Source organism: Streptomyces sp. NPDC030893 (assembly GCF_055571535.1).
Genome location: NZ_JBVIFC010000021.1, coordinates 33,634 through 55,378 on the forward strand (window position 1 = coordinate 33,634; position 21,745 = coordinate 55,378).

Here is a 21,745-nt window from a genome sequence, read left to right on the forward strand (position 1 = left end):
GCCGGGGTGTGGCGGGGATCTCCCGGTTCCCGGGGACCGTCAGCTCGCCAGCGCGGCCACGGTCACCTCGCGGACGTCCACGACGTCCATCCGCGCGGGGGAGCCGAGCACGGACCCGCAGCTCTCCGGACGCGGCGGCAGGGAGGCGCCCTGGGCGACCTCCACCCGCCAGCGCCGCCCGTCCGCGTGGGCGACGGTCACCGCCCAGCGGGGCGCTCCGCCGTCCGTCGTGACGACGGTCAGGGCCCCGGCGGCGTATTCGCCCACCGCGCGCCGGACGGCCAGCTCGGCCGCCTGGCCGGGCCGCTCCCAGGCGGAACGGCCCCGGCACCCCTCGACGACGATCCGGCCCTCGTGAGCGCCGTGCAGCACCTCCTTGACGGCGTGTGCCTCCGCCCGGCCGTACGCGTAGCCGTGGGGCAGTACGAGCACCGTGGGCGAGAAGCGGTGACCGCCGAGGTGGGTGACCTCCCAGACGCCCTCGACCCCGGACGCGGCCAGCTCCGCCGCCAGGGGCCGGCCGAGCAGGGCGCAGCAGCGGTCGCGCTTGCCGTTGGTGCACACCAGGGCGAGCGGGTCGCCCTCGTGCGGCACTCCGCCGAGCGCCGCGTCGAACGTCCCGGGCTCGCCCCCGCCCAGCGCGGCGAAGTCCAGATCGAGCAGCCGTTCGGGGTCCGTGACCGTGGCGGCGCGCAGCCATACGTTCCCCGGAACGGTGTGGGCCGCGTACACCTGGCGCAGGGCGGGCATCCGGCAGTCCGCGTGCCGCCCGGCACGGCGGATGAGCGCGATCCGCACCCCGGTGTCCTTCGCGGCGGCCTCCAGGGCCCGGCCGAGCGCGGGATCGAGATGACTCGACGTGAGCGCCTTGGCACCCCAGGGGCCGGGCTGCTCCAGCAGCAGCCAGGTCCTCGCGGTGGCCGCGGTCCCCGCCACCGGCTCGTCGAGCTCGCGGGAGACGGTCGAGCACGTGCTACTCACAGAGGTGAGCCTAACCTGACTTGCCGCAGGGCTGCCTGTCGGCCCGCCCGTGTCCCGCTCCCCGGCGGACGGCCGGCTGCGCCCCGGCGCACGACGGGGCACGGCGGGCGCCCGCCGCGGGACGTCCCGGGCCCTCACCGCCGTACGACGGGCGCGCGGTGCCGCATGGTCGCGGAACCGAACGGGTAAGTCCCGCCCGGCAGGGCTTCTGCGAGGACGGCCGGGGGGACCGTATGGGAGTCGGCAGCTTGCTCGGCACCGCCGATCGGTACACCTGGAGGGCGCGCATCCGCCCCGTCGCGCTCACGCTGCTGCCGCTGGCCCTGCCCGCCGCGGCCGTCGCCCCCGACTGGTCGGGCGGCGGCGGGGTGTGGGCGCTGGTGCTGAGCGTCGTGGTGCTGCTGCTCGCGGAACCCCTGGGCCGCGCCCGGGGCAAGCGGATCGAGCAGGCGCTGTTCGCCGGCTGGGGCGGCAGACCCACCGTCCAGCTGCTGCGCTGGCGCGGCCCCATGAACCGGACCCAGCTCGTCTACCTGCGCGGCCGGGTGCAGGAGATCGTGGGCACCTCCCTGCCGCTCCCCACCGAGCAGGAGGAACGCGACGACCCGGCCGGGGCCGACGAGATCTACGAGACCGCGGGCACCGTCCTGCGCGCCCGTGCCCGGGCCCTGACCGGCACGGGGCTGCTCGCCGAGCACAACTGCGAGTACGGATTCCGGCGCAACGCCCTCGGTCTGCGCGGCTGGGCGCTGCTCACCGCCGTTCTCGGCACGGCGGGACTCGTCTGCGCGATGGTGTGGATGGGCGGGGCCGCCCCCGGACGGATCGCGCTGTGGGCGGCGCTCGTGGCCGCGGACCTGTGGCTGATCACGTTCTGGTACGCGACCGTGCGGCCGGGCTGGGTGGAGTCCGCCGCGTGGGAGTACGCGCGGCAGCTCTACGAGACGGTGAACATACCCGACGCCGGACCCACGGCCGCCGCCCCCTGATCCCGTTCACCCCAGGAGCGACATGACGACCCCCCTCCGGCTCCGGCAACTCCTCGCCGCGGTCGACCTCACCGGCCCCCACGGCGTCGGGGAGGCGCTGCGGCTCGTCGAGGAGCTCTGCGCCGCGGTGGACGCCGGCGACCTCGGGGAAGCGCCCGGACCCGAGGCCCGCGACGGCGCACTGCGCACCCTGTGCGCCCTCCTGGAGCACCCGTTGCCCGCGTACGAGAGGGCGCTGGTGACCGAGTTCTCCGTGGACGAACTGCTCAGGCGCCACGACGAGCGGCACGCGCCGGAGGATCTGGTGACGGCGCTGCACCTCCGGCGGCGGGCGGCCGGATCCGCCGGCCCGGAAGAGGCCTGCGCGGCCTGGTTCAACCTCGCGTCGCTGGCGATGGAGGCATGGGACCGGACCGGTCGGGAGGAACATCTCGCCGAGGCCGGGACGGCACTGGCGGCGGCCGCCGGCCACGCGGCCACCGGCGTGGAGCGGGCCCTGGTCGCCGGCGCACGCGGGAACCTGTGCTCCCTGCTCCACCAGGTGCGCCCCGACCCGGCCCGCCTGCGGGAGGCGATCGACGCCTTCACCGTGACCGCCGCATGCGAGGACCCCGCCGTCGCCGCGAAGGGACAGGCGTCGCTCGCCGCCGCCCACCTCGAGCTCCACCGCGCCTCCGGCGACGGCGGCGACCACGGTCTGGTGGAGGCCGAGCGGCTGGCCCGGCAGGCGCTGGACGATCCCACGACGCCACCCACCACCTGGCGGCGCGAACTCCTCGTACGCGTCCTGCGCGAGCGCTGCGCGCGGGACGGCGACCGAGCCCGGCTGGACGAGGCGTGGCAGCGGATCTCCGCCCTGCTGGAGGAGGCGGGCGAGGACCCGCAGGCGCGCGCGGCCCTGGTGGGAACGGCCGCTTCCGTGGCTCACCTGCGCTACCTCACCCACCATGACCGTGCCGTGCTGGCGGAGACGATCGACCTCGCCGAGGAGGCCCTGGGCGTGGAGGACGGCGCTCACCGCCCCGACCCGCAGGCGCGGGCGGTCCTGGCCAACGAGGTCTGTCTGCTGCTCACCGAGAGGTTCACCCTCGACGGCGACCGGCAGGACCTCGACCGGGCGGTCGACACGGCCCGGCGCAGCCTGGACGACCGACTGCCGCCGGGCATCGGACTGGGCCTGCGCACCAACCTCGCGGGCGCCCTCTACCGGCGGTACGAGTCCTACGGGGAGATCGAGGACCTGGAACGGGGCATCGCCCTCATGCGGGGCGTGACGAGCCGCGCGTCCGGTGCCCCGGACCGGGCCGACGCACTCACCACCCTGGCCCTGTTCCTCGACGAGAAGGGCCGCCTGACCGGTGACGACGACGACTTCCGTGAGGCCCTCGCCCATATCGACGAGGCGATCGCCCTGACCCCCGGTCCCTCCTCCGACCGGGCGGGCTCCCTCATCGACAAGGCGACGGTGATCGGCGACCGGGCCGAGTCCCGCGCGGCCCGCACCGGCCGGGCCGAACCGCCGCTCGACGACATGATCGCCCTGCTCGACGAGGCGAGACGACAGGCCCCCGAGGGCTCCGCCGTACGGGCGCGCGCGGCCCATCTGCTCGGCTCCCGCCTCGCGCGGCGTGCCGGGCTGCACGAGCTGGCCGCCGTCCCCGACGCGACCCTTTCGCCCTCCACGCTCGGTGCCGCCGAGGCGGCCGACCTGCGCGTCGCCTTCGAACGGTGGAACGAGACGCTGTCGCTGGACGAGCCGTTCGTGACCGTCGAGACGGGCCAGGAACTCGGCAACGCCGCCTTCTCGCTGGGGGAGTGGGGCACGGCGGCCCTCGGTTTCCGGGCGGCCCTGGGCGCGGCGGACGAACTGACCGACCGCCGAACCCTCGACGCGGACCGACGGCTGGCCCGGTTCCCCGTGCAAGGCGTGGCCGCGGCCTGCGCCCTGTCCGAGCTGAGGGCCGGATCCGCCCGCGAGGCGGTGCTGCGCCTGGAGGAGGGCGCCGCCACCCTGTCGGCCCGCTCACTGGGCGGACGCGCCCGGCCGACCGGGTACGACGACGTCGTCGCGGCGGCGGAGCTGCTGGGCGGACCGCTCGTCTACTGGGCGGCCACCCTGGCGGGCGGGTTCGCCGTCGTGGTCCGGCCCGACGGCAGTACCGACGCGCACGAACTGCCGGAGGCCACCAGCGTGCGGGCCGAGTCCCGGCTCGACGCCCTCAGAACGGCTTTCACCCGGTACCGCGGGCCGGACGAGCGCGTGCTGGCGGACTGGGACTCGGCCGTGCGGGACGTACTGGCGTGGACGTGGGACGCCATGGTCGCCCCGGTGGCGGACGCCCTCGGGGACGCCCCCACCGTGGGACTCGTACCGGTCGGCCGTCTCGCCTCCCTGCCGCTGGCCGCCGCGGGCGCGGCCCCGGCCGGGTCCCTGCTGTCCAGAACGCTGCCCAGGCTGCTGCCCGCCGCCCGCGCCGTCCGGCCCCCGACGCCCTGGCCGGAGGCTCCCGGCGTCGTCGTGGGCGTCGACCCGGGCGAGGGCGGGCGCAGACTGCCGTACGCCGCTGCGGAGGCCGGTCTGGTCGCCGACTGCTACACACGCGTACGGCACGTTTCGGTCCCCCGCCCGGAGGAACCCGCTGCACGCCGGGAGGGGCGGCGGGTGCTGCGTGCCCGGGGCACGGCCAGCGGCGCGGGATCGCCGGGCTCCGCGGCCGAGGACTGGGCGGAGGTGTTCGGCGGTGCCGAGATCGCCCACGTGATCTGCCACTACGACCTCGATCCCGAACGGCCCTTCGACTCCGTGCTGCGCTTCGGCGACGGTGTCCGGGTGGCCGACCTCCTGCGGCAACGCCTGCCCGGCGCCCCGCACCTCGTGCTCAGCGCCTGCGACACCGGACTCGGCGGCATCCGGCTGCCCGACGAGGCGCTCGGGCTCGGCACCGCGCTGCTCGCCGCCGGGGCGCGGTCCGCCGTCGCCGCGCTGTGGCCGCTGGACGACGAGCTCGCCGCCGGTTTCATGGCCGCCTACCACCGCCGACTGGCCACCGGCACCGACCCGGCGGAGGCACTCGCCGCCACCCAGCGGGAAGCCGCCGCCGAGGGACCGGCGGTGGTGTGGCCGGGCCTGGTCCACCTGGGCTGAGACACCCGGTGCGCCGATCGCGGTCCGCGGCCGAGGAGCAGCGGGACGCCGGGGCCCGGGCCCGTACGGCGGCCCGTGACCGGCGGACGGACGGGGGCTGTCGGCCGGTCACGGGACCCGGCGGACGCTGCCGGGGCCGACCGCCAGGGCGATGCCCTGGGTGCCGCGCGGCGGATACCGTGCGCGGAAGCCCAACTCCTGCTGGAGGAAGGCGTCGTCGTACCGCTCGGTGCTGGGGACGCGGTGGTTGAACCACAGCGTGGGCCACCGGGCCGCGAGGGCGAGACGGGACATGGCCCGCAGGCTCGGGTGCACGCCCTCGCCGGGCCGGTACCTCGCCTCCGCGCCCCGGACCCGCGGTCCGCCGTCGGTGCTGATCAGCCACTGGTCGCAGTCCAGCAGCGACAGCAGCTCCGGACTGGTGTTGTGCGCGCTGCCGTGGTGCGCCACCTTGCACAGGTCGACGCGGAACCGGCCGTCCGGAGCGAGCCGTCTCAGCGAACCGGCCAGCACCTCCGCGTGGGCGTCACCGGTGAACAGCACCCGGGTGCCGTCGAGCGTGTGCTCGGCGCAGAACGCGATGCTCGAACCGTTGCCGGCTCCCCTGTCCGGGCTGTACTCGCCGGCCAGCCGCCGCCACGGGATCTCCTCGTCCGTCCTCTCGGGGCCCAGGAGGTCCGAGGCCGCCGCGGCCGGCGCCTTCCGCCGTCTCGCGTCCCGGGCGTCCCAGTCGCGGCGCAGAGCGGTCAGACCGTCCCGGGTGGGGGAGAGCAGGGTGAGGGTGAGGCCCGGCAGCTCGATCACCGGCAGCGGTCCGTGCCCGTCCGGGGGGACGACCAGCGGACCTCCCCCGACCGCCGCGTTCCACGGCGTATCGTGCCGTGCCAGCAGCTCCGTCAGCCGCTCCGCCCGGAGCGGCCCGAGCAGATCGGGCGGCAGCAGGTGCCGGTGGCCGTTGAACCAGACGTCGCGGGTGCTGAACCCGGGCTGCGGCGCGCCCAGCAGACCGACGAGCCCGCCGAGGTGATCGTCGTCGAAGTGCGTGCAGACCACCAGTTCGAAGTCCCGCAGCTCCGGGGGCTGACGCCTGATCCGCTCGGTGAGTGCCGGGCCCGCGCCGACCGTGCCGCCGTCCACGAGCATCCGCCGCTGCCGGGCACCGTCGTGCCACTCCACCCACAGACAGTCACCCGACCGGGCCGGCAGGGCCTCCACGGTGATCATGTCGTCGCCTCCCAGTCGGTGTCGCCGAACCCCACCAGCGCGAGCACGCACGCGTCCCCGCGCGTCAGCAGCTTCCGCCGGGATCTCATCAGCGCCAGACCCAGCGGCGACCCCGCGGACCCGGCCGCCGCGGCCCGCAGCTCCGCCAGCAGCCGGACCCCGACGGGCACGATGTGCCGCCCTCGCACCGGGACCGCGGTGGCGACGACGCCGGGCGCGCCGTCGGCGAGCAGCGCCCCGGACGCGTCGGAGAACGGCGTGGCCCCGCCCGCGGTCGCACACCCGAGCAGGAGGACCAGGGGCTGCGGCCGGTCGTCCCGACCGAAGAGGAACTCCAGCCCGTCCCTGATGTCGACGGTGTCGCCCTCGGCGAGGCTGAGTTCCGTCACGCCGTCGTCCTCCTGGGTGTGCGGGAAGAGGAGCACCGCGCCCGGCGGTGTGCCGTTCTCGCGCAGGCGGGTCACGAGCGCCTCGAGCCCCGCCCAGTCGTCCGCCAGCCGCACGGCCTCGGACCACTGCGCCGTCAGGGCGGCGGCCGCGGCGGTCCACGCCCGGACGTCGTTGTGGTCGGCCCGCTCCGCGGCCGCCGCGCACACCCGCGTGAGCGGCACGGAGTGCCGGCCGGGGGCGGGATTGACGGCCAGGGCGTACCCGGAGCCGTCCGATCCGCGGACGATGTGACGCTCGATCACCTTCGAGGCGCCCCAGAACCCGAAGGGGCACACGGTCGACGGATCGTCCCGCCGCGGGCAGCCCGCGCAGTCCGCGGCGTTCACGAGCGCGGGGGCATCGGGGCACAGTCGCGGGGAGCGCCCGCGGCCGGCGTCCAGCTCGCGGTCGTACACGAACTCCAGGGGGAGGATCATGTCCGTCCCGGCCGAGGACACCGTGATGCTCCGCGCCTCCCGCAGGGTCCGGACCCAGCCGTCGCCGTTCCAGTCCCGCACGCCGAACAGCGTCCTGCCCAGCCGCCGGCCACTGCGTGCCAGATCCGTCATCAGCTCGCCGAAACCGGGGCTCTCGTAGCCGTCGAAGTCGTCGAAGCCGTCGGGGTCGTCGACGAGGCGTTTCAGGCGTCTGAGCAGCGTGCGCAGGGTCCGCCGCGGGTCGGGGACGCTGCCGCGCCCGATGAACCAGGGGGTGCTGGTGGTGACGACCGTGCGGCCGTCCGCCGCCCGGTCCAGGAGGACGGCGGCGTCGTGGGGTTCCGCCAGGTCCAGGTCGTCGGTGGCGGCCCGGGGCACGGAGTCGACGCGGAACACCGGTGCCTCCCGCGCCCCCACCCGCCCGGTCAGCAGCCCGGACTGCAGCAGACGCGACCGGTGGGCGACCGCGATCCTGATCCGGATCGCGGCCCCGTCGGCACCCGCCTTGAACCGCAGGAGCACGGCGGTGCTGTCGTCGTCGTCCGTCAGGACGATCGTCCCCATGACGGAACGGGAGCCGGACCCCGAACCGAGGTCCGAGGCGATGACGGTCAGGTCGTGGGACGGACCCGGCGGCAAGGCGTCGGCGGGAAACCGCGGCTGCCCGGAACCGGCCCGGAGGCCGGCGACGAGACGCACCTTGACGTGGAAGTCGTCGTACGGCCTGGTCACCCCGTAAGGGCCGCTTCCGTCCGGTCCCGTGACACCGGCCCACAGGAACCGGGTCGGGAGGGTCCGGGCCCGGTGGGCCGACGCCCGCAGGTCGGCGGCCGTCTCCGGGAGCGGCCCGTCCGGGCCGGCCGGCGAGCCGCCCCGCAGCATGCGGCCGACCCGGGCCTCGGCGGCGGGCGGGAGGGCGTCGCGCGGGAAGGCGGCGAGGACCGGGCGTATCCGGGTGGAGTCGAGGAAGCGCGGGTCCGCCGCGACGACGGGCGCGAACGCCGCACAGGCCCGGGCGGCACCGTACAGGGCGATGTCCAGCGGCAGGTCCTGGGCGAGGCCGTCGAGGAGGGCCTCCAGCCAGCGCCGGGCCGACGGGCCGCAGTGGGCCCGGGCGGCCACGGCGGACCGGTGCCGGACGGCCAGTGAGCGCATCTCCTCGACGGTGGGCACCGGCCCGGGCGACTCGCTCACCACGACCACCGCGGTGGCGGGCGGCCCGTCGGGCGGGGCGGCCGGGCCGTCGTCCGGGGCGTGGGGGAGCAGCAGCAGCGACGGGCGGTTCCAGCGCCCCGTGACGGCGACCGGGGTGATCAGCTCCGATCTGGCCCCGGCAGCGGCGAGCAGCCCCCGCCGCGGTTCCGCGGCCCCGCCCGGGCCGGGTGCCACCGCGAGCCGCACCGGCCAGCTCCACCGGTGCGGTGCCGACGGGTCCGCCCGCAACGTGTGCACGACGGAGGCGACATGGGTGCCGAGCGAGAGCAGCGCCGCCGTCTCCGTGCCCGGGCCGGCCGCCGTCGCCGTGTCTCCGAGCAGCAGCCGGACGCCGGGCCCGACCCTGAGCTGCCAGGCGTCGGCCGCCCCGAACAGGTGGGCCGAGCCGGACGGCCCGGCGAGCCACGGCAGCGGATCGCTCCAGGGGACCAGGGGAGGGACGGCACCGTCGAGGAAACTCGGACGGGCCGCGAGCCGCCCGGCCTCCCGCAGTCCCCTGCCGACATCGTCCCGGCCCAGTCCGAGCGCCGCGGCGATCCCCGCCGTGAGGAGCGTGTCCGTGAGGTGCTGGCCGCCGGCGTAGGGTCCGAGCTCCTCGGCCACGGTGAGCGACGCCCGTTCGAGGAGCCCTCCCGGCTCCGCCACCGAGACCAGGGCCCGGGCCACGGCCGGCCACGCGGGCCCGTCGTCGTCGCGCCGGCCCGTACCGGCGGCGTCCAGCAGGGCCGCGAACGACGGGAGTTCGGTGGCGAGGGCCAGTAACCCCTGTCCGACCCGCTCCTGTTCGGCGCCGTCGCCGTCCGCGTCCGCCAGCGCCCGGACGCCGGCCGCCCAACAGGCCCTCGCCCGCGGCCAGTCGGATCCGGCCGCCAGGGGCAGCAGCGGCCAGAGCCCGGCGAGTCGTGCCGCGGCGCGGCGTGTGGTCATGGGCAGCCCTCACTCGTCGACGGAGGCGGGAACGCCGGGGAAAGCCGTCGTCGCGGGCCGCTCCGGAAACCTACACTCGCGCCTGTGGACACACCCTCTGCGACCGCGGACGGCGAAGAACACGTGCGAGCCTTGGTGCTGCGCTACGAACAGCTGCAGCGGGACCTCGACGACCGCATCGACGACGAGGACAAGGTAGCGAACCTGGAGGACGAAGCGGTACGGATCGGCCGGGAACTGCTGTCGCACGACCTCGCCACCGACACCCTCCGACATGTGCAGGTCTGTCTGGCCGTCGATCTAGTCCGGCGCTTCCGCCGCCGCGGGACGTCCGCGCTCGCCGACCTGGAGGACGCGATCGAACTGGGCCGCGCCCGGGTGCGGGCCGGTGACGAACGCTCCTGGGTCAGTGACCGGGTCAACCTCGCGAGCGCGCTGCTCACTTCGTGGGAGGAGCGGGAGCGCGCCGACCACCTCCAGGAGTGCCTCGACCTGCTCGAACCCGCCCTGGCCGACGAGGCGGTCGGGGAGGAGGGGCGGGCGCTGATCGCCGCCAACCTCGCGACCGTGTACGCCAAGCGCTTCGCCTTCCGGCGCGACCCGGCCGATCTCGAGCGCGCGATCGCGACGTACCGGATCGTCCTGGACACCGCGGGGCAGGACGACGCCGCCGGCACCCGGGCCAACCTCGCCCTCGCACTGCTCGACGCCCACCGGAACGGTCTCGGCCCACCCGGCTGCCTCGACGAGGCGGTCCGGCTGATGGCGGACGGGCCGGGCGCGCCGCTGCGTGCCCGGTCCGAGGCGAACTGGTGGGATACCCTCGCCCAGGTGCGGCTCGCGCAGTTCGAACGGGACGGTGTCGCGGGGCACTTGGAGGAGGCGGGCGCCGCGATGGCCCGGGCGCTCGCCCTGCTGCCGGCCGACCACCCCGGCCGGGCCGGCTACCTCGGCACGGCGGCGGTACTGGACTTCGCGCACTTCGAACACCGCGGCGGGCGCGGCCGGTTGGACAGCGCGATCGCCCGGGCCCTGGAAGCGCGGACCGGAGCCGGCCCGAGCCCCCAGGACCTCGCGGTCCTCGCCAACCAGATCTGCCTCACCGTGACCGAGCGGTTCGACCACGACGGCAACCGGGACGACCTCGACCAGGCCGTCTACCTGGCCCGCGAGGTGCTGGCCACCGGCACCCGGCTCGACATCGAACTGGCGCTGCGGGTCAACCTGGCCCACGCCCTGCACCGGCGCTTCGAGCTGACCGGTGAGCGCGAGGACCTGACGGACGGCATCACCTGCGTGCTCCCGGTCCTGGCCGAGCGGCGCGAGCCCTCACCGGCCCGGGCCACCGCCCTCGCCGCGCTGGCCGGCCTGTACGAGACGAAAGCCCTGACCCTGTGGCAGGACGGCCGGACCGCCCTCGCCCGCTCCGATCTCGATCAGGCGGTGCGGTACACGGGCGAGGCCCTGGCGACGCTCCCGGACGGATCCCCCGACACGGTGATCCACCTGGCGAGCCTGGCCAACCTGCTGTCCTCCCGGGCGTCGCTGACGGACTCCGCCGAGGACTTCGAGGCGGCGCTCGACCACTACGAACGCGTCCTGGAGCGCGCCGAGGAGGGCTCACCCGCCCACGCCCGCATCGCCTACACCCTCGGCAACCACTACGCCGCCCGGGGCGAACGGACCGGTCCGCCCGGCCATCTCGCCGATCTCCAGCGGGCCTGCGACCTGTGGGACGAGGCGCTGGCCGCGGAACAGCCCTTCGTGTCCCAGTTCGCCGGACAGCGACTCGGCGACCTGGCCTTCCAGTTCCACCTGTGGGACAAGTGCGAACTGGCCCTCACCCACTCCCTGGACGCGGCCCGTACCCTCACGACGCTGCGTCCCCGGCGCCAGGACCGGGAACGGGCACGGCTCGCGGTGCAGGGGGTGGCGGCCATGGCCGCCGTGGCCGCGGTACGCGCAGGGGCGCCGGAACGGGCCGTCGTCCACCTGGAGCAGGGTGCGGCCACGCTGCTCGCCGAGGCGGCGGGGCGCCCCGCGGAACGCGTCGCGTTCGACGACGTCGTCGCGGCCGCCCGGGAACTGGGCGGTCCGCTGGTGTACTGGGCGGCCACCTACGGCGGCGGGGCGGCCCTGATCGTCACGGAGGACGGGACGGTGACACCCGTCGGACTCGCGGTGACCACCGAGGAGGTCGACGAGGTCCTCGACGAGCTGCGCGGGGTGTTCACGACGGACGGGACGGCCGGCTCCCCGGCGGATCCGGACGCCCAGCTGGAGCACTGGAACCGGGCGGTCGGGACGGTCATGGCATGGACGTGGCGCACCCTGGTCGCGGACGTCGTGGAGGTGCTGGACCGCGCGGGCGCGCTGGACGGCGCGCGCACCGTGGGTCTGGTCCCGGTCGGCCGCCTCGCCGCGCTGCCCCTGACGGTCGCCCACGACCCGCGGGGCCGGGGCCTCTTCGAACGGGCCGTCCCCTGCCTCCTGCCGAACGGCCGGTCGATCGGTCCCGCGGAGCCGTGGCCGTCGGAGCCGCGGGCGGCCGTCGTCTGCGACGCGGGCGAGGGCACGGACCATCTGCCCGCCGTGGCCTCCGAGGCACGCCGCGTGGCCTCCTGCTACGCCCGGGCCGAGCGGCACGTCGTCACATCGGCCGGCTCCGCGCGTCAGGGGCGTGCTCTGCGCCGTACGAAGGTCCGGGCGGAGGTCCGGGCGGAGGCCCGGGCGGCGGGCACCGAGCGGCCCGCCGCCGGGCACCCGGACGGCGAGACCGCCCGCTTCCTCGCCCGGCTGGAGGACGTGGACGTGGCGCACCTGGCCTGCCACTTCACGATCGACTTCGAGGAGCCGCTGGCCTCGGTCCTGCGCTTCGGTACGGGCATTCCGCTGGCCGGACTGCTGGGCAGGACCCTGCCGTCCCGGGTGCATGTGGTGCTCGGTGTCTGCGACGCGGCGCTGACCGGCACCCGGCTGCCCGACGAGGCGATCGGCCCGGCCCCGCTGCTGCTCGCGGCCGGCACCCGTTCCGTGCTGGCCGCGCTGTGGCCCGTCGACGACGAGACGGCGCCCGAGCTGATGGCCGACTACCACCGGCGCCTCGCGCGCGGGGTGCCACCGGCCACGGCGCTGGCCGAGACCCAGCGACACGTCCGCGCGTCCCTGCCCCTGGCCCTGTGGGCGTCCTTCGTCCACACGGGACGATGACCGCACGCCGGCCCCGGCCGGCGCGGCGCGGCAAAAGGGGCGCGTGCTACGAGCGTGGCATCGCGAGGGGCGGTCCGGGGCGCGTCTACGATGACGCCCGCGGCGGGCGTCGGCGCCCGCGCCTCGACGAGCAGAGGAAATTCACCAGTGAGTCAGATCATCCGCCGTCTCGGTGTCGCTCCGTGCCATCGAGGCAGTACCGGTGGGGGAACGTGCCCCGACATCTTCGAGCTGGCTGACGGGAACTTCGCCGTCATCGGCACGGATGCCACCGACTCACTGGATTCCCAACTCCCCGAGGACGCCGCGCGTGCCGACTACGAACGCATCGTCGTGATCACCAGGGAGACCCTGGTGAAGGCCAAGGCGGACATCCCTGACGTCTGATCACGCGTCGAGCGGCGGGTCCCCGACCACCCACCACTCGTCGGTGTCGGCCTCGTCGAGTTGCAGCAGCAGGTCGTCGATCAGCAGGCCGAGCTCCGCTTCCTCCGTCTCCGTCAGGCTCGCGCGCTGTTGCCGGGTCGCGTACCAGTACTCCCTGACGATCGGATTCTGGAACATGCCCCGGGCGTGTTTGAAGAACTCGTCCCTCGTGAGATTGCCGATGCGGTAGTAGCAGAGCAGGTTGGTGTACAGGGCGTTGGCGAAGAGGTACTGGCGACGCTTCTGCACGGTGACCGGCACCTCGAAGATGTCCAGCACCTCGGTGAGCTCGGGGTTGTCCATTGCCTTGCTCAGCAGCTCCCAGTGCTGGCGCTGCTGCAGGGCCAGATTGGCCTGCCGCTGAGTGAGCGCGCGCTGCTCCAGGTGCTCCAGCCGCTCGTTGATCATGTCCAGGGTGTGCCGTTGTGCCGCCATGGCGACGAAGGCGCCGGCCGCCACGCCGAGGCACGCCGCGACCGCGGAGCGGAGCCCCCGTATTCCACTGTTCTTTGTGGCCATGTCCATTCCCCCCGATCGGGCCGCCGTCCGCCGGTAGTCGGGATGCGGGTCGACTGCGGGGAACCGGCGAGCGGTGGGCGGCGCATACCCCCTTCCAGGGTGCCGAGCGGCTCTGATCGGCGGGAAGGCGGAGAGCAGGCGCACAGAGTGAAGTGAGGGTCGCACAAACCGGCGCCTTGCCCAACGTCTGCCCCGCCCGTGCTGCTAACAATCGTTCACTTCGCGGCTGTTCTCCCTGCTCGTATCCTGGTGCGTCAGTCGGTTCCCGGGCGTGCGCGCGGACACGAGCCGGGGTACGCCCAGGAGTGAGAGGGGTCGCGTGGTGGTGCGGAGCGGCGGGCGGCAGATTCCGGTGGTGGTGCTGGCCGGATTCCTCGGCTCGGGGAAGACCACGCTGCTCAATCACCTCCTCCACCACAGCGGCGGCAGCCGTATCGCGGCGGTCGTGAACGACTTCGGGGCCATCGAGATCGACGCCATGGCCGTGGCCGGGGCGCTCGGGGACTCGACGGTCTCGCTCGGCAACGGGTGTCTGTGCTGCGCGGTCGACGGCAGTGAGCTGGATGCCTACCTCGAGCGGCTCGCCCGGCCCGAGGCGCGTGTCGACGTGATCGTCATCGAGGCCAGCGGGCTCGCCGAACCGCAGGAGCTCGTGCGCATGGTGCTCGCCAGCGAGCTGCCGGGGATCGTCTACGGAGGGCTCGTCGAGGTCGTGGACGCCGCCGAGTTCGACACCACCCGGGCCGCGCATCCCGAGATCGACCGGCACCTCGCACTCGCCGATCTGGTCGTCGTCAACAAGGTCGACCGGGCCGCGGACACCGAGCGGGTGCTGGGGCTCGTGCGCTCGCTCGTCGACCGCGCGGCCGTGGTACCCGCCACCCACGGCCGCGTCGATCCCGAGTTCCTCTTCGACTGCCGGCCGAGCGAGGAGCGCGTCGGGCAGCTCTCGTTCGACGATCTGCACCGCTCCGACCACTCCGGGCATCTGCACGCCGCGTACGACAGCGTCTCCTTCGCCTCCGGGCGCCCGATGGACCCACGGCGGCTGATCCGGTTCCTGGACAGCCGGCCCGAGGGGCTGTACCGGATCAAGGGGTACGTCGACTTCGGGCCGTACGACACCGGCAACCGGTACGCCGTGCACGCCGTGGGACGGTTTCTGCGGTTCCACCCCGAGCCCTGGGCGGCCGGCGCGGAGCGTCTGACGCAGCTGGTCCTCATCGGCACGGGCATCGACGCCCCCGCCCTCCGCGGGGAGCTGGAGGCCTGCGTGGGGGACGACACCCCACACGCCGACGAACGGGGCATGTGGGGCGTCCTGCGCTATGTGCCGGGAGCCGGGGAGGACCCGGCGGCGTAACTACACCGGGCCCGCCACCACCGACACCGTCTTCGCCAGGGAGACGCCCGAGCCGTCGCGGCGCGGGTCGGGCTCGGGGAGGTCCACCGCGGCGCCGTTCTTCTGCGCGGCACGGGCCGGCGCCGGGCCCGCCCAGGCCACGGACAGGCAGTCCTCGCCCTTCAGGAACCGCTGGCAGCGCACACCGCCGGTGGCCCGCCCCTTGCGCGGGTACTGGTCGAACGGGGTGAGTTTGGCCGTCGTCTGGACGGAGTCGTCCAGCGTGCCGCGCGAACCCGCGACCGTGAAGACCACCGCGTCCACCGCCGGATCGACCGCCGTGAAACTGATGACCTTCGCACCCTCGGTCAGCTTGATCCCCGCCATACCGCCCGCGGGGCGGCCCTGCGGGCGGACCTGAGCCGCCGGATAGCGCAGCAGCTGCGCGTCGTCGCTGATGAAGACCAGGTCCTCGTCGCCGGTGCGCAGCTCGATCCCGCCGACGATCCGGTCGCCCTCCCTGAGCGTGATGACCTCCAGCTCCTCCTTGTTGGAGGGGTAGTCGGGCACCACGCGCTTGACCACGCCCTGTTCCGTACCGAGCGCCAGGCCCGGTGACGACTCGTCCAGCGTGGTCAGGCACACCACCTGCTCGTCGTCCTCCAGGGACACGAACTCCGCCACCGGGGCCCCGCCCGACAGGTTCGGCGTCGGCATGGTCTCCGGGAGCTGCGGCAGGTCCACGACGTTCAGCCGGAGCAGACGTCCCGACGAGGTGACGACCCCGATCTCACCGCGGGCCGTCGCCGGCGCCGCCGAGACGATCACGTCGTGCTTGACCCGCTTGCCGCCGGTGGCAAGCGGCTCGTCGTTCGCCGTACGGGCGAGCAGGCCCGTGGAGGACAGCAGGACACGGCACGGGTCGTCCGCCACCTGCAGCGGTACGGCGGCGGCCGGGGCGCCGGCCGACTCCAGCAGGAGCGTACGCCGGTCGTTGCCGAACTTCTTGGCCACCGCGGCCAGTTCGGCGGAGACCAGCTTGCGCAGCTCGGCGTCCGAGTCGAGGATTCGGGTCAGTTCCTCGATCTCCTCGTTCAGCCGGTCCTTCTCGGCCTCCAGCTCGATCCGGTCGTACTTGGTGAGGCGGCGCAGCGGCGTGTCCAGGATGTACTGGGTCTGCACGTCGCTGAGGGAGAAGCGCTCCATCAGACGCTGCTTGGCCTGCGCCGAGTTCTCACTGGAGCGGATGAGACGGATGACCTCGTCGATGTCCACCAGCGCCGTGAGCAGACCCTCGACGAGGTGGAGGCGGTCGCGCCGCTTGCCGCGGCGGAACTCCGAACGCCGGCGCACGACGTCGAACCGGTGGTCGAGGTAGACCTCCAGGAGTTCCTTGAGGCCGAGGGTGAGCGGCTGGCCGTCCACCAGGGCCACGTTGTTGATACCGAAGGACTCCTCCATCGGCGTCAGCTTGTACAGCTGCTCCAGTACCGCCTCCGGCACGAAGCCGTTCTTGATCTCGATGACCAGGCGCAGCCCGTGCTCGCGGTCGGTGAGGTCCTTGACGTCGGCGATGCCCTGGAGCTTCTTCGACCCGACCAGGTCCTTGATCTTGCCGATCACCTTCTCCGGACCGACCGTGAACGGCAGTTCGGTGACGACCAGGCCCTTGCGGCGGGCCGTCACGTCCTCCACGGTGACCGTCGCGCGGATCTTGAACGTGCCGCGGCCCGTCTCGTAGGCGTCCCGGACGCCGGAGAGGCCGACGATCCGGCCGCCGGTGGGCAGGTCGGGGCCGGGGACGTGCTTCATCAGGGCGTCGAGATCGGCGCCCGGGTGCCGGATCAGGTGCCGCGCGGCCGCGATCACCTCGCGCAGGTTGTGCGGCGGCATGTTGGTGGCCATACCGACGGCGATCCCCGACGCGCCGTTGACCAGCAGGTTCGGGAACGCGGCGGGCAGCGCCACCGGCTCCTGCTCCTGGCCGTCGTAGTTGGGCGTGAAGTCGACCGTGTCCTCGTCGATGGACTCGGTCATCAGACTGGTGGCCTCGGCCATCCGGCACTCGGTGTACCGCATCGCCGCGGGCGGGTCGTCGTTGCCCAGCGAGCCGAAGTTGCCGTGGCCGTCGACCAGGGGGACGCGCATCGAGAACGACTGCGCCATGCGCACCAGGGCGTCGTAGATCGACGCGTCGCCGTGGGGGTGCAGCTTGCCCATGACCTCGCCGACGACACGGGCGCACTTCACGTAGCCGCGCTCGCGGCGCAGCCCCATCTCGTTCATCTGGTAGACGATGCGGCGGTGCACGGGCTTCAGGCCGTCCCGCGCGTCCGGCAGGGCGCGGGAGTAGATGACGGAGTAGGCGTACTCGAGGAAGGAGCCCTGCATCTCGTCGACGACGTCGATGTCGAGGATCTTCTCCTCGTACGAGTCGTCGGGCGGCGGGGTCTTCGTGCTGCGGCGGGCCATCGCTGCCGGCTCCTTGCTGAGCGTGGGACGGGATCTGACGCGGACCATTGTGGACCGTCGCACTGACAGACGGGACCAGGGTCCCGGGTCCGGGGGGTCGGTGGGGGTGGGTGAGCAGGGTACGCGGCGGGTGTGCTGGGCTGCACTGCGCGCGGGCTGTCCGGTCACCGGCGGTGGTGTGGGCCGGGGGTTTGTCACGCGGCCCGGCGTTTGCGGGGTGCCGTCGCGCCCACCCGTGCCGCCCCAGCGGCACGACTGCCCGCGGGAGCGGTGGCGCGGCTGCGCGCGGGTGCGGAGGCGCGGCTGCGGTGGCGCGGCTGTCCGCGGGTGCGGGAGTGGAGGCGGGGCTGGCCGTGGGGCGTTGCGGCATTCTCGCTCTCGGCGTAGCCCACCCCCGGCGGGAACTTCTCCGGCCGTCCGCGCGCTTGCATACAGTGGCAGGACCGGCAGAAACGGCGGAAACGACGACCGCCTCCGCGATCGAAGGGACGTACATGCCCATGGGTCACACGGCCACAGCCCAGGCAGGCTCCGGCGGCCTGACAGCGACCGAGCACCGCCTGGCCAACGGCCTGCGCGTGGTGCTCTCCGAGGACCACCTGACCCCGGTCGCCGCGGTGTGTCTCTGGTACGACGTGGGCTCACGCCACGAAGTCAAGGGACGTACCGGTCTGGCTCACCTTTTCGAGCACCTGATGTTCCAGGGCTCCGCCCAGGTGAAGGGCAACGGTCACTTCGAGCTGGTCCAGGGCGCCGGCGGCTCCCTCAACGGCACCACCAGCTTCGAGCGGACCAACTACTTCGAGACGATGCCCGCCCACCAGCTGGAGCTCGCCCTCTGGCTGGAGGCCGACCGCATGGGCTCCCTGCTGACCGCCCTGGACGACGAGTCCATGGAGAACCAGCGGGACGTCGTCAAGAACGAGCGCCGCCAGCGCTACGACAACGTCCCCTACGGCACGGCCTTCGAGAAGCTGACCGCCCTCGCCTACCCGGAGGGCCACCCGTACCACCACACGCCCATCGGCTCGATGGCGGACCTGGACGCGGCCACCCTGGAGGACGCCCGCCAGTTCTTCCGTACGTACTACGCGCCGAACAACGCCGTGCTCTCCGTCGTCGGCGACATCGACCCGGAGCAGACGCTCGCGTGGATCGAGAAGTACTTCGGCTCCATCCCGTCCCACGACGGCAAGCCCGCCCCGCGCGACGGCTCGCTGCCCGACGTCATGGGCGAGCAGCTGCGCGAGGTCGTGGAGGAGGAGGTCCCCGCGCGTGCGCTGATGGCCGCCTACCGGCTGCCGGAGGACGGCACGCGCGCGTGCGACGCCGTCGACGTGGCGCTCACCATCCTCGGCGGCGGCGAGTCCTCGCGGATCTACAACCGTCTCGTACGACGCGACCGCACGGCGGTGGCCGCCGGGTTCGGCCTGCTGCGGCTGGCCGGGGCGCCGTCCCTGGGCTGGCTGGACGTGAAGACGTCCGGCGACGTCGAGGTGCCGGTCATCGAGTCCGCCATCGACGAGGAGCTCGCCCGGTTCGCCGAGCAGGGCCCGACGGACGAGGAAATGGAGCGCGCGCAGGCCCAGTTGGAGCGCGAGTGGCTCGACCGGCTCGGCACGGTCGCGGGCCGTGCCGACGAACTGTGCCGGTACGCCGTGCTGTTCGGCGACCCGCAGCTCGCCCTGACCGCCGTCCAGCGCGTCCTGGAGGTGACGGCGCAGGAGGTGCAGGAGGTCGCCAAGAGCCGGCTGCGCCCCGACAACCGCGCGGTGCTCGTCTACGAGCCCGTCGCCCCCGAGGCCGACGCGGCCGCCGGCACCGACGAGAACGAGGAGGCGGCGAAGTGACCGAGCTCGCCACCATGGACTTCCACCCGCAGCCGCAGGCCGGCGAGGCCAAGCCCTGGGCGTTCCCGGCCCCCGAGCGCGGCTCGCTCGACAACGGCCTGACGGTCCTGCGCTGCCACCGCCCCGGCCAGCAGGTCGTCGCCGTCGAGGTGCTGCTCGACGCGCCCCTGGAGGCGGAACCGGCCGGCCTCGACGGGGTCGCCACGATCATGGCGCGGGCCTTCTCCGAGGGCACCGACAAGCACTCCGCGGAGGAGTTCGCCGCCGAACTGGAGCGCTGCGGTGCCACCCTGGACGCGCACGCCGACCACCCCGGTGTCCGGCTCAGCCTGGAGGTCCCGGCCTCCCGGCTGCCCAAGGGACTCGGGCTGCTCGCCGACGCCCTGAGGGCGCCGGCGTTCGCCGACAGCGAGATCGAGCGGCTCGTCCGCAACCGCCTCGACGAGATCCCGCACGAGCTGGCGAACCCCTCCCGCCGCGCGGCGAAGGAGCTCTCCAAGGAGCTGTTCCCGGCGAGTTCGCGCATGTCGCGCCCGCGCCAGGGCACCGAGGAGACCGTCGCCGGCATCGACTCCGCGGCCGTCCGCGCCTTCCACGAGAAGCACGTGCGTCCCGCCACGGCCACCGCCGTGGTCGTCGGCGACCTCACCGGTGTCGACCTCGACGAGCTGCTCGGCGACACGCTGGGCGCCTGGACGGGCTCCTCGGCCGAGCCGCGGCCCGTTCCGCCCGTGGTGGCCGACGACACCGGCCGCGTCGTGATCGTCGACCGCCCCGGCGCCGTCCAGACGCAGCTGCTGATCGGCCGCGTCGGCCCGGACCGGCACGACCGCGTGTGGCCCGCGCAGGTGCTCGGCACCTACTGCCTCGGCGGCACCCTCACCTCCCGCCTGGACCGCGTCCTGCGCGAGGAGAAGGGATACACCTACGGCGTACGCTCCTTCGGACAGGTCCTCAGGTCCGCACCGGACGGCACGGGCGCGGCGATGCTGGCCATCAGCGGCTCCGTCGACACCCCGAACACCGGTCCGGCCCTCGACGACCTGTGGAAGGTGCTGCGCACGCTCGCCGCCGACGGGCTCACCGACGCCGAACGGGACGTCGCCGTGCAGAACCTGGTGGGTGTGGCGCCGCTCAAGTACGAGACCGCCGCGGCCGTCGCGAGCACCCTGGCCGACCAGGTCGAGCAGCACCTGCCGGACCACTACCAGGCCGACCTGTACCGGCAGTTGGCCGCGACCGGCACCGTGGAGGCCACGGCGGCGGTCGTGAGCGCCTTCCCGGTGGACCGCCTCGTGACCGTCCTCGTCGGTGACGCGGCACAGATCAAGGCACCCGTGGAGGCCCTCGGTATCGGCGAAGTCACCGTGGTGGCGGCCGAGTAGCGAGGCACCCGCGTGCGGGCCCTGGTGACCGGCAGGTCACCAGGGCCCGCTTGTGCCCGAATTGGGTCGGAGGTTGCCTGTCTGCCCTGTGGGATGCGCTACAAAAACCGTGATCGGTTTGAGGATCGGGGGACGTCCCGCTTAGCTTCGTGCGGGCTGTTCGTCGGGCAGTGCGCCGCACCCGCGGCACCGGACAGCCATCGCCGAGTCCCCGTACGGCGCGAGCCAGGGGAGCCGGGGACCCACATGAGTCCCTGGGGTGAATCGGACGCCCGCGCGTGTCGCGAGGGGGTCCGTAGGAGACCTTCCTGCTCCGAACCCGTCAGCTAACCCGGTAGGCGAGAGGGAAGGAAAGGACCAGCCTGTACATGGCGTTCACCCGCGCCCCGGGCAAGCACCGTCGTCCCGGCCGGATGCAGCGCGGCACCGTCCGCGCGGCGGGCGTCGCGGCGCTCACCGGCACCGGCGTCGTCGGCTCCCTCGCGGCTCCCGCGCTCGCCGCCGAGCCCGCCGCCGCGCAGACCGGCCTCACCCCCGTGGTCACCCTGGGCGACGAGGTCGCCGACCGCGTCGACGCCCAGGCCGCCGCCCAGCACGAGGCCGCGCGCGAGGCGGCCGAGTCCGCCGCACGCAAGGCCGCCGAGGCGGAAGCGCGCGAGAAGGCGGCCAAGGCCGCCGAGGAGGCCCGCGCGGAGAAGGAGCGCGCCGCGCGCGAGGCCGAGCGCATCCGCCTCAACACCTTCGTCTCCCCGATCCCCGGCTCGTACGTGTCGACCGGCTACAAGAGCGGCGGCGCCGTCTGGTCCTCCGGCAGCCACACCGGTGTCGACTTCCACGCCGCGAGCGGCACCCCCGTCCAGTCGGTCGGCATGGGCACCGTCGTCGAGGCCGGCTGGGGCGGCGCGTACGGCAACCAGGTCGTCATCAGGATGAACGACGGCACCTACACCCAGTACGGCCACCTGTCGTCCATCGCCGTCTCGGCGGGCCAGCAGGTCACCGCGGGCCAGCAGATCGGCCTCTCCGGCGCGACCGGCAACGTCACGGGCGCGCACCTGCACTTCGAGGCCCGTACGGGCGCCGACTACGGCTCCGACCTCGACCCCGTCGCCTACCTCCGCGCGCACGGTGTGAACCTCTGAGACGCACGCGTCCCGCGCCACCCGCGTTTCCCGAATGCCCCGGCTCCCGAGC

The 21,745-nt window shown here is 74.1% G+C and carries 13 protein-coding genes and 1 riboswitch; of the genes, 8 read left to right on the plus strand and 5 right to left on the minus strand.

Going from position 1 to position 21,745, the window contains the following annotated elements; genetic code table 11:
* Nucleotides 1–39: 39 nt before the first annotated feature.
* A complete protein-coding gene (locus tag ACZ434_RS29340) occupies nucleotides 40–981 on the minus strand; it encodes a sucrase ferredoxin (RefSeq protein WP_468461105.1) in 942 nt (313 codons plus the stop codon).
* A gap of 233 nt (nucleotides 982–1,214) precedes the next feature.
* Between ACZ434_RS29340 and ACZ434_RS29345 the strand changes: the two genes are divergently transcribed.
* On the plus strand, nucleotides 1,215–1,970 hold the full coding sequence (locus ACZ434_RS29345; RefSeq protein ID WP_468461107.1) for a hypothetical protein: 756 nt from the start codon (nucleotides 1,215–1,217) through the stop codon (nucleotides 1,968–1,970).
* A gap of 22 nt (nucleotides 1,971–1,992) precedes the next feature.
* Nucleotides 1,993–5,115 (plus strand): CHAT domain-containing protein, encoded by a 3,123-nt coding sequence (locus ACZ434_RS29350; protein ID WP_468461111.1) that lies wholly within the window; start codon nucleotides 1,993–1,995, stop codon nucleotides 5,113–5,115.
* 108 nt (nucleotides 5,116–5,223) lie between these two features.
* Here the strand turns inward: ACZ434_RS29350 and ACZ434_RS29355 are convergent, their stop codons facing one another.
* Together ACZ434_RS29355 and ACZ434_RS29360 are read right to left on the minus strand one after the other, a co-directional pair.
* Nucleotides 5,224–6,339 (minus strand): MBL fold metallo-hydrolase, encoded by a 1,116-nt coding sequence (locus ACZ434_RS29355; protein WP_468461113.1) that lies wholly within the window; start codon nucleotides 6,337–6,339, stop codon nucleotides 5,224–5,226.
* Nucleotides 6,336–9,347 carry a hypothetical protein gene (locus ACZ434_RS29360; protein ID WP_468461115.1) on the minus strand — a complete coding sequence of 1,004 codons (3,012 nt, stop codon included), beginning with the start codon at nucleotides 9,345–9,347 and terminating at the stop codon, nucleotides 6,336–6,338. Before ACZ434_RS29360 ends, ACZ434_RS29355 begins: the two co-directional genes overlap by 4 nt.
* Before the next feature lie 84 nt (nucleotides 9,348–9,431).
* Between ACZ434_RS29360 and ACZ434_RS29365 the strand changes: the two genes are divergently transcribed.
* Nucleotides 9,432–12,557, plus strand: a complete 3,126-nt coding sequence (locus ACZ434_RS29365; RefSeq protein WP_468461117.1) for a CHAT domain-containing protein — start codon at nucleotides 9,432–9,434, stop codon at nucleotides 12,555–12,557.
* Between the two features lie 147 nt (nucleotides 12,558–12,704).
* Nucleotides 12,705–12,944 (plus strand): hypothetical protein, encoded by a 240-nt coding sequence (locus ACZ434_RS29370; protein WP_468461119.1) that lies wholly within the window; start codon nucleotides 12,705–12,707, stop codon nucleotides 12,942–12,944.
* Here ACZ434_RS29370 and ACZ434_RS29375 read toward each other — a convergent pair whose 3' ends face one another.
* Entirely contained in the window at nucleotides 12,945–13,502 is a 558-nt protein-coding gene (locus ACZ434_RS29375; protein WP_468461121.1) for a DUF6082 family protein, read from the minus strand.
* A gap of 319 nt (nucleotides 13,503–13,821) precedes the next feature.
* Between ACZ434_RS29375 and ACZ434_RS29380 the strand changes: the two genes are divergently transcribed.
* A complete protein-coding gene (locus tag ACZ434_RS29380; protein WP_468461123.1) occupies nucleotides 13,822–14,865 on the plus strand; it encodes a CobW family GTP-binding protein in 1,044 nt (347 codons plus the stop codon).
* Here the strand turns inward: ACZ434_RS29380 and ACZ434_RS29385 are convergent, their stop codons facing one another.
* Nucleotides 14,866–17,316 carry a DNA gyrase/topoisomerase IV subunit A gene (locus tag ACZ434_RS29385; protein ID WP_468461125.1) on the minus strand — a complete coding sequence of 817 codons (2,451 nt, stop codon included), beginning with the start codon at nucleotides 17,314–17,316 and terminating at the stop codon, nucleotides 14,866–14,868.
* Between the two features lie 494 nt (nucleotides 17,317–17,810).
* Between ACZ434_RS29385 and ACZ434_RS29390 the strand changes: the two genes are divergently transcribed.
* The 3 genes from ACZ434_RS29390 (at nucleotide 17,811) to ACZ434_RS29400 (ending at nucleotide 21,693) form a co-directional block, all read left to right on the plus strand.
* Nucleotides 17,811–19,166, plus strand: a complete 1,356-nt coding sequence (locus ACZ434_RS29390; RefSeq protein WP_468461127.1) for a M16 family metallopeptidase — start codon at nucleotides 17,811–17,813, stop codon at nucleotides 19,164–19,166.
* The gene (locus tag ACZ434_RS29395; RefSeq protein ID WP_468461129.1) at nucleotides 19,163–20,551 is read left to right on the plus strand and encodes a M16 family metallopeptidase; all 1,389 of its coding nucleotides are present in this window, start codon (nucleotides 19,163–19,165) and stop codon (nucleotides 20,549–20,551) included. Before ACZ434_RS29390 ends, ACZ434_RS29395 begins: the two co-directional genes overlap by 4 nt.
* Before the next feature lie 191 nt (nucleotides 20,552–20,742).
* Nucleotides 20,743–20,907, plus strand: a riboswitch (cyclic di-AMP (ydaO/yuaA leader).
* A 12-nt stretch (nucleotides 20,908–20,919) separates the two neighbouring features.
* Nucleotides 20,920–21,693: a M23 family metallopeptidase gene (locus ACZ434_RS29400; protein WP_468461131.1), complete on the plus strand. Its 774-nt coding sequence runs from the start codon at nucleotides 20,920–20,922 to the stop codon at nucleotides 21,691–21,693.
* Nucleotides 21,694–21,745: the final 52 nt, after the last annotated feature.